The organism is Streptomyces solicamelliae (assembly GCF_045348655.1).
Taxonomy (GTDB): Bacteria; Actinomycetota; Actinomycetes; order Streptomycetales; family Streptomycetaceae; genus Streptomyces; species Streptomyces solicamelliae.
This window is the reverse complement of record NZ_CP160404.1, coordinates 1,755,645-1,770,729: the sequence shown is the minus strand read 5'-3', so window position 1 is coordinate 1,770,729 and position 15,085 is coordinate 1,755,645. Positions and strand designations below refer to the sequence as shown.

Here is a 15,085-nt window from a genome sequence, read left to right as displayed (position 1 = left end):
GGCCGCCGTGTGCCGTGCCTCAGCCTCGCTGGCGCAGCAGCCTGCGGGTGGTGGCGGACCAGCGGACGGAGACCTCGTTGCCGAGGCTCTCCAGCCGTCCGGTCAGCCGCGACCAGCGGTCCTGCAGCGCCCAGATCACCCGGACGGACGAGCGCGGCAGCAGCAGCGCCCGCAGGCGCTCGCCCCGCGTCGCCAGGGCTGCCAGACCCGTACGCACCAGATGCACCTCGTCGGCCAGACCCGGTACCGGGCGCGGATCGGGCGCGTACAGCACCTGCTCCACGGCCCGGGCCACCCGGTGCACCGCGTCCGCCGGATCGCCCTGCAGATGGCCGAGGCGCACGATCCGCGCCGCCGCCTTCCGTAGCGTCAGCGACTCGTCCGGCAGGATGCCGTAGTCCCACGCCGTGTCGACCAGCTCCCGCCAGGCCGCCAGCGTCCGCGGCGCCGCGTCCTCGGCGACGGGCAGCACCACGGTCCCGGCCGCCGGAGCGCCGGACGGCACCTGCGAGGACTCCGGCGCCGAGGCCGCCGGGCCCTGCGGGGCGCCCGGGCCGGCGGCCAGTCGCCTGGCCCGTACTCTCGCCCGCCACAGCAGCGGCAGCGCGAGGAGCGCGAGCAGCACCACCACCCCGAGCGTGACCCACAACGCCGTCAGCCACAGGGGCGTCCCGTCGGCCGCCGCCCCGTCCGCGTCGGGCTGCTCCGGCCGGCCGCACTCGCCCTGCCGCTGCAGCTGCGGCGAGCAGCCGTCCGACGCCTTCGGCGGCGCCGGCGCCAGGGCCGACTCGCTCGCCTCCGGCTCCGCGGGCCCGGTCGACGGACCCGACGACGGCTCCGGCCGGGTGTACGGGGGCGTCGTGCCGCGCTGCGGCGTCGGCTCGAACCGGGTCCAGCCCACGCCCTCGAAGTACAGCTCCGGCCAGGCGTGCGCGTCCCGTATGCCCACCGACACCCGCCCGTCCGGCTGCGCGGTGCCCGGCATGAAGCCGACCGCGACCCGCGCCGGGATGCCCAGCGTCCGGGCCATCGCCGCCATGGAGAAGGAGAAGTGGATGCAGAAGCCCTCCTTCTGCTTCAGGAAGCGGGTGATCGCCTGGGCGCCGGTCCCCGAGGAGACCGTCGTGTCGTAGCGGAAGCCGCCGCCCCGGGTGAACCACTCCTGCAGCGCCACGGCCTGCTCGTAGCCGTTGTCGGCCTTCCGCGTCACCTGCCGGGCCGTCGCCGCCACCTCGGCGGGCAGCGACGCCGGGAGCTTCGTGTACTCGCGGCGCAGCGCCTCCGGGGCCTCGGGCGCGTTCGCCAGCTGCCGGGCCGTCGGCTCCACCCGCAGGCTGGAGACCGTGTACCGGACGCCCCGGGTGGTCTGCTTGTCGTCGCCGACGAGCATCCGCCCGGCCGGTTCGTACCGCCAGCGCCCGCCGATCCCGACCCGGGTCGCCGGGTACGGCATCGGCAGCCACTTCTGCTCGTACGACTCCGAGGCCACGAAGTTGCCGGTCACCTCGGTCCGGGCGACGGTGTCGCCCAGGCCCTGCGGACCGGGCAGCCGGTCGGGCACGTCCTGGACCGACCGCTTGGACGACTTCCACGACGTGCCGTCGAACTGGTCGAGCGCCACCAGCCGCAGGTACTGGTCCGAGATCTCGGTCGCGTTGGTCCGGTAGCTGAGCACCTCGCGGTCCTCGGGCTGGTTCAGGTTGTCCTGCAGGGACACCAGCGGGTTCACCGCCGAGATCGTCCCGCCCCGGCCGCTGCCCGGGCCGTTCCCCGGGCCCGGCCCGCCGAACACGCCGCCGTTCATCGCCGGCAGCACCGCCGGCACGGCCAGCGCGAAGCCCATCGCGACCACGCCGATGCGCCGGCCGGTGCGGGTCGGGGACGAGGCGGTGCCGTCGGGCTCGAGCCCGGCCGACCGGCCGGCCGACCGCGGCACCCCGCCGAACACCCGCCCCCACTGGGACAGCCGGTCCCGGCCCTCCGCGAGGAGGAGCAGCAGATAGCCGGCGGCGGCCGCCAGGAACCACGCCCAGCTCGCGTCGCCGCCGGACAGACCGGCGGCCACCGAGTACAGCGCGAGGAGCGGCAGACCCGCGGGGGCGGCGAGGCGGAACGTCACGGCGAGCGCGTCCACGATCAGGCCGATCAGCAGCACCCCGCCGACCAGCATCAGCCGGATGCCGTCGGTGGCCGGCGCGGGGCTCGCGTACCGGCCCACGTCGGCCGCGCCCGCCTCGAACAGCGCCGTGAACGCCAGGAACGCCTTCGGCCCCGGCAGGAAGCCGAGCAGCGCATGGTCACGGACGAAGAGCAGCGTCAGCGCAAGGAGTCCGGTCAGGGCCTGCGCGCCGATCGTCAGCGGCCGCGCCAGCGGCACCCGGCGGGTCAGCGCGCCCACGCCGCTCATGACCGCGAGCAGCACGGCGGCCGTCACGATCCACGACGACGGCTCCACCAGCGGGATCAGCGCGCCCGCCGCCAACAGCGTCGCGGCGTACGCGCACAGCGTCAGCCTGGCCCGGCCGCTCATGACCGTCCCCCCGGGTGGTTCGTCGTACCGAAGCGGGCGCCGCCCGCCGGGGCGGTCACGCCCGGGCCGCCGGCCTGCTGCCACAGCGCGGCCAGCGAGGCGCCGGGGCGGACCGGGACCGCGGTCCAGCCGGAGTCGCGCAGCGTGCGGAGCCGGGCGTCGACCGCGCCGGACACCGCGCCGCCGGTCAGCCAGTCGCCGGAGTCGAGCACGAAGGCCACGGCCGCGCCGCTGCGGTGCCGCATCCGGCCGAGCAGCCTCGCCTGCTCCTCGTCCAGGTCACCGAGGAAGGCGATCAGCAGCCCCTCGTCGCCGCCGCGCAGCACGTCGTACGCGCGGGAGAGCCCCGCACCGTCCGAGTGGTCCACGACCGCGAGGGCGTCCATCAGCAGGCCCGCGGCTTCGGCGGAGTCCGGGGCGGCGGAGGCGGCGAAGCCCTCGCCGCCCTCGCTCGGGACGGCGGTGCCGTCGTCGGTGAGCAGCCGGACCGAGAAGCCCCGCTCCAGCATGTGCACCAGCACGGACGCCGCGCCGGAGACCGCCCACTCGAAGGCCGAGTCCGGCCCCGCGCCCTGGTAGGCGAGCCGGCGGGTGTCGAGCAGCACCGTGCAGCGCGAGCGCTGCGGCTGCTCCTCGCGGCGCACCATCAGCTCGCCGTAGCGGGCGGTGGAGCGCCAGTGGACCCGGCGCAGGTCGTCGCCGTGCCGGTAGGCGCGCGGGATCACGTCGTCGTCGCCGGCCAGCGCCACCGAGCGCTGCAGCCCGTCGCCGTACCCGGCGCCCTCGCCGCCGAGCCGCACCGGCGCCAGCGGCTCGGTCCGCGGGATCACGGTGAGCGTGTCGTACGCGCTGAAGGAACGGGTGAGCTCGCACATCCCGAACGGGTCGCTCAGCCGCAGCTGCAGCGGCCCCAGCGGGAACCGTCCGCGCAGGTCGGAGCGGACCTTGTAGGAGACCTCGCGGCGGCCTCCCGCCTCGACCCGGTCGAGCACGAAACGGGGCCGCGGGCCGAGCATGTACGGCACGTGGTCCTGGAGCATCAGCAGCCCGGTGGGCAGCCGGGACACGTTGTCCATCCGCAGGTGCACCCGGGCCTCGGAGCCCGCGGGCACCCGCACCGGCGTCAGCAGACGGCTGCCCGCGACCCGGTAGCGGGTGCGGTGCAGCACGAGGACGCAGATCAGCGGCAGCACGGCGAGCAGCAGCCCGACGCGCAGCAGATCGCCCTGGCCCAGCACGTACGCGCAGGCGCCCGCGGCGACCCCGGCGGCGAGGAACGACCGGCCGCGGGTGGTCAGGCCGGCCAGAGCGGCCCGCAGCCCGCCCCGCTCGCCGCCCTGCCGCCCGTTGCCGCGTGGTCCGCCGTCCGGCCCGCCGCCCGGCGCGCCGCCCTGTGCCGCGGCGGGTCCGGCGGCCGCCATCACAGCCGCCGGGCGCCGGGCTGCTGCTGGCCGTACAGCGGGCCGGCCGGCGGCGCGGTCTGCGGCGCGGCCTGCGGGACCGGGGTGCGCTGGAGGATGTCGAGCACGACCTGCTCGGCGGTGCGCCGGTTCAGCTGGGCCTGCGCGGTCGGCAGCAGCCGGTGCGCCAGGACCGGGCCGGCGAGGGCCTGCAGGTCGTCGGGGAGCACGTAGTCGCGGCCGCTCAGCGCGGCGGAGGCCCTGGCGGCCCGCAGCAGGTGCAGCGTGGCGCGCGGCGAGGCGCCGAGCCGCAGGTCGGGGTGGTTGCGGGTGGCGGCGACCAGGTCGACCGCGTACCGGCGTACCGCGTCGGCGACGTGCACCGTCCGCACCGCGTCGATCAGCTTCAGTACGTCGTGGGCGTGCGCCACCGGCTGCAGGTCGTCCAGCGGGGAGACCGAGCCGTGCACGTCCAGCATCGCCAGCTCGGCCTCGGGGCTCGGGTACCCCATGGAGACCCGGGCCATGAAGCGGTCCCGCTGCGCCTCGGGCAGCGGGTAGGTGCCCTCCATCTCCACCGGGTTCTGGGTGGCGACCACCATGAAGGGGCTGGGCAGCTCGTAGGTCTGCCCGTCGATGGTGACCTGCCGCTCCTCCATCGACTCCAGGAGCGCGGACTGCGTCTTCGGCGAGGCACGGTTGATCTCGTCGCCGATGACGATCTGCGCGAAGATCGCGCCCGGCTTGAACTCGAAGTCCCGGCGCTGCTGGTCGTAGATCGAGACGCCGGTGATGTCCGAGGGCAGCAGGTCCGGGGTGAACTGGATGCGCCGTACCGAGCAGTCGACCGACTGGGCCAGCGTCTTCGCCAGCATCGTCTTGCCGACGCCCGGTACGTCCTCGATCAGCAGGTGTCCCTCGGCGAGCAGGACGGTCAGCGCCAGCCGTACGACCTCGGGCTTGCCCTCGATCACGCTCTCCACCGACCGGCGGACCCGATCCGCCACGGTCGTCAGATCTGAGAGGCTCGCTCGCTCGTCATAGGTCGTCACCCCGGCCCTCCTCGCCGCACACGACACCGGGTCCCCAGTCGTTCCGAGGGGGTGTCACCCCAGCATTCTTGTCAGGGCCGACGTGTTGTGTCACTTGCCTGTGGACAAGAGCCACGAATATGCCGGGGTTTGCCGGTTTAAGCCGGGTCTCAGGCGGGGTCGATCTCGCGCAGCAGACCGGAGTGCACGTCGAAGACGAAGCCCCGGACGTCGTCGGTGTGCAGCAGGAACGGGGAGGTGCGCACCCGCTGCATCGACTGGCGCACGTCCTGGTCGACGTCGCGGAAGGCCTCGACGGCCCAGGCCGGCCGCTGGCCGACCTCCATCTCCAGCTCGTGCCGGAAGTCCTCGGTGAGGGACTCCAGACCGCAGTTGGTGTGGTGGATCAGCACCACGCTGCGGGTGCCCAGGGCCCGCTGGCTGATGGTGAGGGAGCGGATCACGTCGTCGGTGACGACGCCACCCGCGTTGCGGACGGTGTGGCAGTCGCCGAGTTCCAGGCCGAGTGCGGCGTGGAGGTCGAGACGGGCGTCCATGCAGGCGACCACGGCGACGTTCAGGACGGGGCGGGCGTCCATGCCGGGGTCGGTGAAGTCGGCGGCGTAGCGCTCGTTCGCCCCGACGAGGCGGTCGGTGACCGATCGGCCGGTGCGAAGGGCGTCGGCGGTGTCGGCAGAGGGGTGCGCGGAGGTCGACATGTCTACGACGGTAGTGGTCACGAACCTTCCGGTCCCGCTGTGAGAGTGGACAAAGAACGTCAATGCGGCTTGTTGTGAGGTACTCCACAGGGGGGCGAAACGCGGCGCCGACCGGTTGATTGACCGGGCCTCCCGGTGGACTAGAGTTGCGCGCAGTTCACGGAGACATTGCACATTTCAGTGGTTTCTCCCCGCGTGTGCGGCGGCTGCGTACGGGGGACCCGGCTGTGACCCGACCCGTACGGAGCGCCGCTCCGGATTCTGAGAGGGCGGCATTGAGCAACGACCGACACGTCCCGGTGATGCTCCAGCGGTGCCTGGACATGTTGGCCCCGGCGCTGCGGCGGCCGGGCGCGGTCGTCGTCGACTGCACGCTCGGTCTCGGCGGACACAGCGAGGAGCTGCTGAAGCAGTTCCCCGAGGTGCGGCTGATCGCCCTCGACCGGGACAAGGAGGCGCTGCGCCTCTCCGGCGAGCGGCTCGCCCCGTACGGCGAGCGCGCCACCCTCGTCCACGCCGTGTACGACGAGCTCCCCGAGGTCCTCGACCGGCTCGGCGTCCCGCGCGTCGACGGCGTCCTGTTCGACCTGGGCGTCTCCTCCATGCAACTGGACGAGGCCGACCGCGGCTTCGCCTACGCGCAGGACGCCCCGCTCGACATGCGCATGGACCAGACGACCGGGATCAGCGCCGCCGAGGTGCTGAACACCTACCCGGCCGGCGAGCTGGTCCGGATCCTGCGCGCGTACGGCGAGGAGAAGCAGGCCAAGCGGATCGTCTCGGCGATCGTGCGGGAGCGCGAGAAGGAGCCGTTCGACAACAGCGCCCGGCTCGTCGAGCTGATCCGCGACGCGCTGCCGCAGGCCGCCAAGCGCACCGGCGGCAACCCGGCCAAGCGCACCTTCCAGGCGCTCCGCATCGAGGTCAACCGCGAGCTGGAGGCGGTCGAGAACGCGATCCCGGCGGCCGTGAGGGCGGTCCGCGTCGGCGGCCGCGTGGTCGTGCTGTCGTACCAGTCGCTCGAGGACCGCATCGTCAAGCAGGTCTTCGCGGCCGGCGCCGCGACCACCGCCCCGCCCGGACTGCCGGTGGTCCCGGAGAAGTACCAGCCGCGGCTGAAGCTGCTGACCCGCGGCGCCGAACTGCCCACCGAGGAGGAGGTCGCGGAGAACCGGCGCGCGGCCCCGGCCCGGCTGCGGGGCGCGGAGCGCATCCGGGAGGACGAGCCGGCGTGAGGAACGGGGACGCACGGTGACGAAGCAGGGTCCGCTGAAGGGTCGCGCCGCCCGCCTGGGACGGCTGATGCCGTCGGGGCCGAGCACGGCCGCTCGCACCCCCTTCGTCCTGCTGGTCGTCGTCCTGCTCGGCGGCGGCCTGATCACCCTGCTGCTGCTGAACTCCGCCCTCAACCAGGGCTCCTTCAAACTGCGCGACCTCAAGGCCCGGACCACCGAGCTCACCGACGAGGAGCAGGCCCTCCAGCGCGACGTCGACGACTACTCGGCGCCGGACGCCCTGGAGCGCCGCGCCCGTGAGCTGGGCATGGTGCCCGGCGGCAGCCCGGCCTTCCTCGACCCGGACGGCAAGGTCCGCGGCGAGCGCTCGGTGGCCTCCGCGCCGCCTGAGCCGTCCCCGGAACCGAGTACGACGTCCGCGAAGCCACCGCCCTCCCGGCAGAACCCGCCGCCGCAGAAGCCCGAGACGCCCGCCGCACCCCCGACCGCACCCGCACCGACGACCTCCGGCAGGTGACGCCGTGCCCCCCAAGGAACCCCCGGGCCGCCGGGTCCCCGGCCCCGCGCGCCCCCGCTCCTCGACCGCCTCCTCCGGCGCCCCGCGCAGATCCGCCGCCCCGCGCCCGGCCCCCGCACGCCGTCCGGCCCGCCCGGCCGGCGCCCGGCCCGCCGCCGCCCGGCCGCGGCCCAGGGTCCGCACCATCAAGCTCGGCCGCCCCAAGCCCCGGCTGCGCCTGGTCTCCGTCGGCCTGACCCTCGTCATGCTGGCCTTCGTCGTCCGGCTGCTCCAGGTCCAGGCCGTCGACGCCGCCGCGTACGCGGCCAAGGCCGAGAAGCACCGCTACCAGGAGTACACGCTCACCGCCGACCGCGGCGAGATCACCGACCGGGCCGGCATCGCGCTGGCCGCCAGCGTCGACGCGTACGACATCACCGCCGACCCCAAGCTCTTCACGCCCGAGGAGAGCAGGCGGACCGACGCCCCCGAGCAGGCCGCCGCCCTCCTCGCGCCGATCCTCGGCAAGCAGCCCGCCGAACTGGCGAAGAAGCTGCGCACCCCCAAGTCCCGCTACGCGCTGCTCGCCCGCCGGCAGACCCCGCAGGTCTGGAACCAGATCAAGGACCTGAAGAAGGTCTACGCCCAGAAGTCCCGCCCCTCCCAGGGCGGCAACGGGATCAACCTGCTCGGCGGCATCCTCTCCGAACGCAGCACCAAGCGCGTGTACCCGAACGGCGAACTCGCCGCCGGGATACTGGGCTACGTCAACGCCGAGGGCCGCGGCGCGGGCGGCCTGGAGTCCATGCTCGACAAGCAGCTGGCCGGCCAGGACGGCAAGATCCGCTACGCCCAGTCCGGCGGCCGCGAGGTCCCGACCGCCGGCTCCCGCGGCACCCCCGCCGTCCCCGGCGCCGACATCGAGCTGACCATCGACCGGGACATCCAGTGGGCCGCCCAGCAGGCCATCACCGAGCAGGTGCAGAAGTCCAAGGCCGACCGCGGCTACGTGATAGTGCAGGACGTGAAGACCGGCGAGGTACTGGCCATGGCCAACGCCCCCGGCTTCGACCCCAACGACCTCAGCCAGGCCGACTCCGCCGCCATGGGCAACGCCGCGCTCCAGGACGCGTACGAGCCCGGCTCCACCAGCAAGGTCATGTCCATGGCCGCGGTCCTGGAGGAGGGCGTCGCCGCCCCCGGCACCCATGTCACCGTGCCCAACCGGCTGCACCGCGGCGACCGGCTGTTCAAGGACGACATCGACCACCCCACCTGGTACCTGACCCTCAACGGCGTCCTCGCCAAGTCGAGCAACATCGGCACCATCCTGGCCACCGGCCAGCTCGGGGACACCCAGGCCGAGTCCAACAAGGTCCTCCACTCGTACCTGCGCAAGTTCGGCATCGGCAGCCCCAGCGGGCTCGGCTACCCCGGAGAGACCCCCGGCATCCTCGCCCCGCCGCAGAAGTGGTCGACCTCGCAGCAGTACACGATCCCCTTCGGCCAGGGCCTGTCCATCAACGCCATGCAGGCCACCTCCGTCTACTCGACCATCGCCAACGGCGGCGTCCGCATCGAACCGACGCTGGTCCGCGGCACCAAGGGCCCCGACGGCGGCTTCGCCCCGGCCGCCGAGCCCCGGCAGACCCGGGTGGTCAGCGAGAAGACCGCGAAGACCCTCGCGCAGATGCTGGAGTCCGTGGTCGGCGACGAGGAGGGCACCGGCACCAAGGCCGCCATCCCGGGCTACCGGGTCGCCGGCAAGACCGGCACCGCCAACCGCGTCGACCCCGAACTCGGCCGGTACAAGGGCTACACGGCGTCCTTCGCCGGCTTCGCGCCCGCCGACAAGCCCCGCATCACCGTCTACTGCGCCATCCAGAACCCCACCAAGGGCAGCTACTTCGGCGGGCAGATCTGCGGACCCATCTACAAGAAGGTCATGGAGTTCGCCCTCAAGACCCTGCACGTCGCCCCGACCGGCGCCGAACCCCCCAGGATGCCGGTCGCCTTCACCCCCTGAACCACCCCTGAACCGGCGGGAGCACCCGTGAGAACGATCACCCCGGAATCCGGGAACCGGAAGTCCGACGACCGCACCCCCGAGGGCTCATTTAGCCGAGCGGAGGGTGTGCCCGGTACGCTCACCGCCGTGCCACAAGCTGATCAGTACCGAACCGCCCCGCCCCGTCCGGCGCAGACCTCCCCGACCCCGCTCGGGGAGCTGGCCGCCCTGCTGGGCGTCGAGACCCCGGCAGGGGCCGAGGTGACCGGGATCACCCACGACTCGCGGGCGGTACGCCCGGGGGACGTGTACGCGGCCCTCCCCGGCGCCCGGCTGCACGGCGCCGACTTCGCCGCCCAGGCCGCCGGCCTCGGCGCGGTCGCGATCCTCACCGATCCGAGCGGCGCCGAGCGCGCCGCCGCGACCGGACTGCCGGTCCTCGCCGTCGAGGACCCGCGCGGGAGGATGGGCGAACTCGCCGCCGAGATCTACGGCCGGCCCGGTGACGGCCTGCTGCAGCTCGGCATCACCGGCACCTCCGGCAAGACCACCACGGCCTACCTAGTGGAAGGGGGCCTGCGCGCAGCGCTGTCGACCAAGGGTGGTGGTGGGCGACGGGAGGGCGGGCCGCGAGCGGCCGAGCGGAAGACCGGGCTGATCGGCACGGTCGAGATGCGGATCGGCGACGAGCGCATCAAGTCCGAGCGCACCACCCCCGAGGCCACCGACCTCCAGGCGCTGTTCGCGGTCATGCGCGAGCGCGACGTCGAGGCGGTCGCCATGGAGGTCTCCAGCCACGCCCTCGTGCTCGGCCGGGTCGACGGCTGCGTCTTCGACGTCGCCGTCTTCAACAACCTCAGCCCGGAGCACATGGAGTTCCACTCCGACATGGAGGACTACTTCCGGGCCAAGGCGCAGCTGTTCACGCCGAAACGCAGCAAACAGGGCGTCGTGAACCTGGACGACACGTACGGCCGCCGGCTCGCCAAGGAGGCCGGCGTCCCGCTGGTCACCTTCTCCGCCGCCGGCGACCCGGCCGCCGACTGGCGCGCCGAGGACGTCGTCCTGGGCGCCGCCGAGTCGACGTTCACCGCCGTCGGCCCGAAGGGCGAGCGGATCACCGCCACCGCCCCGCTGCCCGGCCCGTTCAACGTCGCCAACACCCTCGCCGCGATCGTCACCCTGGCCGTCGCCGGGCTCGACCCGCAGACCGCCGCCGACGGCGTGGCCGCCGTGCCCGGCGTGCCCGGCCGTCTGGAGCGCGTCGACGCCGGCCAGCCGTACCTCGCGGTCGTGGACTACGCGCACAAGACCGACGCCGTCGAATCGGTGCTGCGCTCGCTGCGCGAGGTCACCGAGGGCCGGCTGCACGTCGTCATCGGCTGCGGCGGCGACCGCGACTCCACCAAGCGCGGCCCGATGGGCGCCGCCGCGGCCCGGCTCGCCGACACCGCCGTCCTCACCTCCGACAACCCCCGCTCCGAGGACCCCCTGGCGATCCTGCTCGCGATGCTCGCGGGCGCCGCCGGGGTGCCGGCCGAGGAGCGCGGCGCCGTCCTGGTGGAACCCGACCGGGCCGCCGCCATCGCCGCGGCCGTGGCCCGCGCGCAGCCCGGCGACACCGTCCTCGTCGCGGGCAAGGGCCACGAGCAGGGCCAGGACGTCGCCGGGGTGGTCCGCCCCTTCGACGACCGCGAGGTCCTGCGCGACGCGATCGACCACCGTCACAAGAACAGTCAGGGATGAAGCAGTGATCGCCCTCTCCCTCGCCGAGATCGCCGAAATCGTCGGCGGGCAGGCGTACGACATACCGGATCCGTCCGTCCGGATCACCGGCCCCGTCGTCATCGACTCCCGCGAGGTGAAGCCCGGCAGTCTCTTCGCCGCCTTCGCCGGCGAGCACGTCGACGGCCACGACTACGCGGTGCGCGCGGTCGAGGCGGGCGCGGCAGCCGTCCTGGCCGCCCGCCCCGTCGGCGTGCCCGCCATCGTCGTGGACGACGTCCAGACGGCGCTCGGCGCGCTCGCCCGCGCCGTCGTCGAACGCCTCGGCACCGACGTCGTCGCGCTCACCGGCTCCGCCGGCAAGACCTCCACCAAGGACCTGATCGCCCAGGTCCTGCAGAAGCACGCGCCGACCGTGTGGACGCCCGGCTCGCTCAACAACGAGATCGGTCTGCCGCTCACCGCGCTGCGCGCCACCGAGGACACCAAGCACCTCGTCCTGGAGATGGGCGCGCGCGGAATCGGCCACATCCGCTACCTCACCGGCCTGACCCCGCCGCGCATCGGCCTGGTCCTCAACGTCGGCACCGCCCACATCGGCGAGTTCGGCGGCCGCGAGCAGATCGCCGAGGCCAAGGGCGAGCTCGTCGAGGGCCTGCCGGAGGACGGCGGCGTCGCCGTCCTGAACGCCGACGACCCCCTCGTCCGCGCCATGGCGAGCCGTACCAAGGCCCGCGTCCTGCTCTTCGGAGAAGCCGAGGACGCGGCCGTACGTGCCGAGAATGTCCGGCTCATGGAGAACGGACAACCCTCTTTCAGTCTTCACACACCCACCGGGTGCAGTGACGTGACCTTGCGCCTGTACGGTGAGCACCACGTGTCGAACGCGCTCGCCGCGGCCGCCGTCGCCCATGAGCTGGGCATGCCTGTCGAGGAGATCGCCACCGCGCTCTCCGAGGCCGGCACCCTGTCGCGCTGGCGCATGGAGGTCACCGAGCGTCCGGACGGCGTCACGATCGTCAACGACGCCTACAACGCGAACCCCGAGTCCATGCGAGCCGCCCTGCGCGCGCTCGCGGCCATGGGCCGGGCGGCTCAGGCCGGGGGGGCGCGGACGTGGGCGGTGCTCGGCAAGATGGCCGAGCTCGGGGACGACTCGCTCGCCGAGCACGACGCGGTCGGGCGGCTCGCCGTCCGGCTCAACGTCAGCAAGCTCGTGGCGGTCGGGGACAGGGAAGCGTCCTGGCTGCAACTGGGCGCCTATAACGAGGGTTCGTGGGGTGAGGAGTCGGTGCACGTGTCCGACGCGCAGGCGGCGGTCGACCTGTTGCGCAGAGAGCTGCGTCCGGGGGACGTCGTGCTGGTGAAGGCGTCCCGGTCGGTGGGGCTCGAGCAGGTCGCCCTGGCACTGCTCGACTCGGGGAGCGAGGTCGCGGGCCGATGAGGCAGATCCTCTTCGCGGGAGCCATCGGGCTCTTCCTGACCCTGATCGGCACCCCGCTGCTCATCAAGCTCCTCGCCCGCAAGGGGTACGGGCAGTTCATCCGTGACGACGGCCCGCGCGGCCACGCCGGCAAGAAGGGCACGCCCACCATGGGCGGTATCTCCTTCATCCTGGCGACGCTCATCGCGTACGCGCTGGCCAAGGTCATCACCGGCGAGCCCATCTCGTACTCCGGTGTGCTGGTCCTCTTCCTGATGGCCGGCATGGGCCTGGTCGGCTTCCTCGACGACTACATCAAGATCGTCAAGCAGCGGTCGCTCGGTCTGCGGGCCAAGGCGAAGATGGCCGGCCAGCTGATCGTCGGCATCGCGTTCGCCGTGCTCTCCCTGCAGTTCGCGGATCTGCGCGGACTGACCCCGGCCTCCACCAAGCTCTCCTTCATCACCGACTTCGGCTGGTCCATCGGCCCGGTGCTGTTCGTGGTCTGGGCGCTGTTCATGATCCTGGCCATGTCCAACGGCGTGAACCTGACGGACGGTCTGGACGGCCTGGCCACCGGCGCGTCGGTGATGGTCTTCGGCGCGTACACGTTCATCGGCCTCTGGCAGTTCCAGGAGTCCTGCGTCAACGCGCTCGAACTCACCAACCCGAACGCCTGCTTCGAGGTGCGTGACCCGCTCGACCTCGCGGTCGTCGCCTCCGCGCTGATGGGCGCCTGCTTCGGCTTCCTGTGGTGGAACACCTCGCCGGCCAAGATCTTCATGGGCGACACCGGTTCGCTGGCCCTCGGCGGCGCGCTCGCCGGTCTCGCCATCTGCTCCCGCACCGAGCTGCTGCTCGCCCTGCTCGGCGGCCTGTTCGTGATGATCACGATGTCCGTGGTCATCCAGGTCGGCTCGTTCAAGATGACCGGCAAGCGCGTCTTCCGGATGGCTCCGCTGCAGCACCACTTCGAGCTCAAGGGCTGGTCCGAGGTGCTCGTGGTGGTCCGGTTCTGGATCATCCAGGGCATGTGCGTCATCGTGGGTCTGGGCCTCTTCTACGCGGGATGGGCATCCGAGAAGTGAGCGAGACGGTGGACTGGAAGGGCAGGCGGGTCACGGTCGCGGGGCTCGGGGTCTCCGGCATCCCCGCCGCCCGGGTCCTGCACGGCCTCGGCGCGGTCGTGACCGTCGTCAACGACGGCGACGACGAGCGTTCCCGGGCGCAGGCCGCGGAGCTGGAGGCGGAGGGGATCACCGTCCGCCTCGGCGACGGGGCGACGCTGCCCGAGGGCACCGAGCTGATCGTCACCGCCCCCGGCTGGAAGCCCGACAAGCCGCTCTTCCGGGCCGCCGCCGAGGCGGGCGTGGAGATCTGGGGCGACGTCGAGCTGGCCTGGCGCCTGCGCGGCCCGCAGGCGGCTCCGTGGCTGGCGGTCACCGGCACCAACGGCAAGACCACCACCGTGCGGATGCTCGCCTCCATCCTGGAGGCGGCCGGTCTGAAGACCGCCGCCGTCGGCAACATCGGGGTCTCGCTTCTCGACGCCGTGCTCGGCGAGGAGCGGTACGACGTGCTCGCCGTCGAGCTCTCCAGCTACCAGCTGCACTGGGCCCCGTCCCTGCGGGCCCACTCCGCGGCCGTGCTCAACCTCGCCCCGGACCACCTCGACTGGCACGGCTCCATGGAGGCGTACGCCGCCGACAAGGGCCGGATCTACGAGGGCAACCAGGTCGCCTGCGTGTACAACGTCGCGGACCCCGCCACCGAGCGGCTGGTCGAGAACGCGGACGTGGTCGAGGGCTGCCGCGCGATCGGCTTCACCCTCGGCACCCCCGGCCCGTCCCAGCTCGGCGTCGTCGAGGGCCTCCTCGTCGACCGGGCCTTCGTCGAGGACCGGCAGAAGAACGCCCAGGAGCTCGCCGAGGTCTCCGACGTCCAGCCGCCGGCCCCGCACAACATCGCGAACGCCCTCGCCGCGGCCGCCCTGGCCCGCGCCTTCGGCGTCGACGCCAGGGCCGTACGCGACGGGCTGCGGGCCTTCCGCCCCGACGCGCACCGCATCGAGCACGTCCGGGACGTCGACGGCGTCGCGTACGTCGACGACTCCAAGGCCACCAACACCCATGCCGCGGAAGCCTCGTTGGCGGCGTACGAGCCGATCGTCTGGATCGCCGGCGGTCTCGCCAAGGGCGCTACCTTCGACGAGCTCGTCCGGAAGTCCGCGAAGCGGCTGCGCGGGGCCGTGCTGATCGGCCAGGACCGCGCGCTGATCCGCGAAGCCCTGGCGCGACACGCCCCCGAAGTCCCGGTGGTCGACCTCGACCGGACCGACACTGGGGCGATGTCGGCGGCGGTCCAGGAGGCGGCCCGGCTCGCCCGGCCCGGAGACACCGTCCTGCTGGCCCCGGCCTGTGCCTCCATGGACATGTTCGTCAACTACAACAAGCGCGGCGAGGCGTTCGCGGACGCCGTCCGCGCCCTCGCCGGCGCCGGGCCCGCCTGACCTGACCAG

11 protein-coding genes are annotated in these 15,085 nt (G+C 73.3%); 7 read left to right on the top strand and 4 right to left on the bottom strand.

Annotation, left to right across the window (positions count from 1 at the left end; genetic code table 11):
* Positions 1-19 precede the first annotated feature (19 nt).
* From ABZO31_RS08180 to ABZO31_RS08165, 4 genes are all read right to left on the bottom strand, one after another.
* The gene (locus ABZO31_RS08180; RefSeq protein WP_406860434.1) at positions 20-2,530 is read right to left on the bottom strand and encodes a transglutaminaseTgpA domain-containing protein; all 2,511 of its coding nucleotides are present in this window, start codon (positions 2,528-2,530) and stop codon (positions 20-22) included.
* Positions 2,527-3,951 (bottom strand): DUF58 domain-containing protein, encoded by a 1,425-nt coding sequence (locus tag ABZO31_RS08175; protein WP_406860433.1) that lies wholly within the window; start codon positions 3,949-3,951, stop codon positions 2,527-2,529. The genes ABZO31_RS08180 and ABZO31_RS08175 overlap by 4 nt, the downstream gene beginning before the upstream one ends.
* The gene (locus tag ABZO31_RS08170; protein ID WP_406860432.1) at positions 3,951-4,982 is read right to left on the bottom strand and encodes an AAA family ATPase; all 1,032 of its coding nucleotides are present in this window, start codon (positions 4,980-4,982) and stop codon (positions 3,951-3,953) included. Before ABZO31_RS08170 ends, ABZO31_RS08175 begins: the two co-directional genes overlap by 1 nt.
* Before the next feature lie 149 nt (positions 4,983-5,131).
* Complete coding sequence (locus tag ABZO31_RS08165) at positions 5,132-5,680, bottom strand: beta-class carbonic anhydrase (protein WP_406860431.1); 549 nt, start codon at positions 5,678-5,680, stop codon at positions 5,132-5,134.
* 275 nt (positions 5,681-5,955) lie between these two features.
* On the opposite strand from ABZO31_RS08165, the gene rsmH reads away from it, so the two are divergent.
* Genes rsmH through murD form a run of 7 tightly spaced genes read left to right on the top strand, consistent with a single transcriptional unit; the run spans position 5,956 to position 15,076 of the window.
* Entirely contained in the window at positions 5,956-6,915 is a 960-nt protein-coding gene (gene rsmH, locus ABZO31_RS08160) for a 16S rRNA (cytosine(1402)-N(4))-methyltransferase RsmH (protein ID WP_406860430.1), read from the top strand.
* A 16-nt stretch (positions 6,916-6,931) separates the two neighbouring features.
* Entirely contained in the window at positions 6,932-7,432 is a 501-nt protein-coding gene (locus ABZO31_RS08155) for an FtsB family cell division protein (RefSeq protein WP_406860429.1), read from the top strand.
* 4 nt (positions 7,433-7,436) lie between these two features.
* Entirely contained in the window at positions 7,437-9,437 is a 2,001-nt protein-coding gene (locus ABZO31_RS08150; protein ID WP_406860428.1) for a peptidoglycan D,D-transpeptidase FtsI family protein, read from the top strand.
* A 27-nt stretch (positions 9,438-9,464) separates the two neighbouring features.
* The gene (locus tag ABZO31_RS08145; protein WP_406860427.1) at positions 9,465-11,165 is read left to right on the top strand and encodes a UDP-N-acetylmuramoyl-L-alanyl-D-glutamate--2,6-diaminopimelate ligase; all 1,701 of its coding nucleotides are present in this window, start codon (positions 9,465-9,467) and stop codon (positions 11,163-11,165) included.
* Between the two features lie 4 nt (positions 11,166-11,169).
* A complete protein-coding gene (locus tag ABZO31_RS08140) occupies positions 11,170-12,588 on the top strand; it encodes a UDP-N-acetylmuramoyl-tripeptide--D-alanyl-D-alanine ligase (RefSeq protein WP_406860426.1) in 1,419 nt (472 codons plus the stop codon).
* Positions 12,585-13,655 (top strand): phospho-N-acetylmuramoyl-pentapeptide-transferase, encoded by a 1,071-nt coding sequence (gene mraY / locus ABZO31_RS08135; protein ID WP_406860425.1) that lies wholly within the window; start codon positions 12,585-12,587, stop codon positions 13,653-13,655. Before ABZO31_RS08140 ends, mraY begins: the two co-directional genes overlap by 4 nt.
* Positions 13,637-15,076 (top strand): UDP-N-acetylmuramoyl-L-alanine--D-glutamate ligase, encoded by a 1,440-nt coding sequence (murD, locus tag ABZO31_RS08130; protein WP_406860424.1) that lies wholly within the window; start codon positions 13,637-13,639, stop codon positions 15,074-15,076. Before mraY ends, murD begins: the two co-directional genes overlap by 19 nt.
* The last annotated feature ends 9 nt before the right edge of the window (positions 15,077-15,085 follow it).

Bases quoted from the DNA above. Each gene is read 5' to 3' on its own strand.
- ABZO31_RS08180 (WP_406860434.1), bottom strand. From the start codon at position 2,530: ATGAGCGGCCGGGCCAGGCTGACGCTGTGCGCGTACGCCGCGACGCTG.
- ABZO31_RS08175 (WP_406860433.1), bottom strand. From the start codon at position 3,951: ATGGCGGCCGCCGGACCCGCCGCGGCACAGGGCGGCGCGCCGGGCGGC.
- ABZO31_RS08165 (WP_406860431.1), bottom strand. From the start codon at position 5,680: ATGTCGACCTCCGCGCACCCCTCTGCCGACACCGCCGACGCCCTTCGC.
- mraY (WP_406860425.1), top strand. From the start codon at position 12,585: ATGAGGCAGATCCTCTTCGCGGGAGCCATCGGGCTCTTCCTGACCCTG.
- murD (WP_406860424.1), top strand. From the start codon at position 13,637: ATGGGCATCCGAGAAGTGAGCGAGACGGTGGACTGGAAGGGCAGGCGG.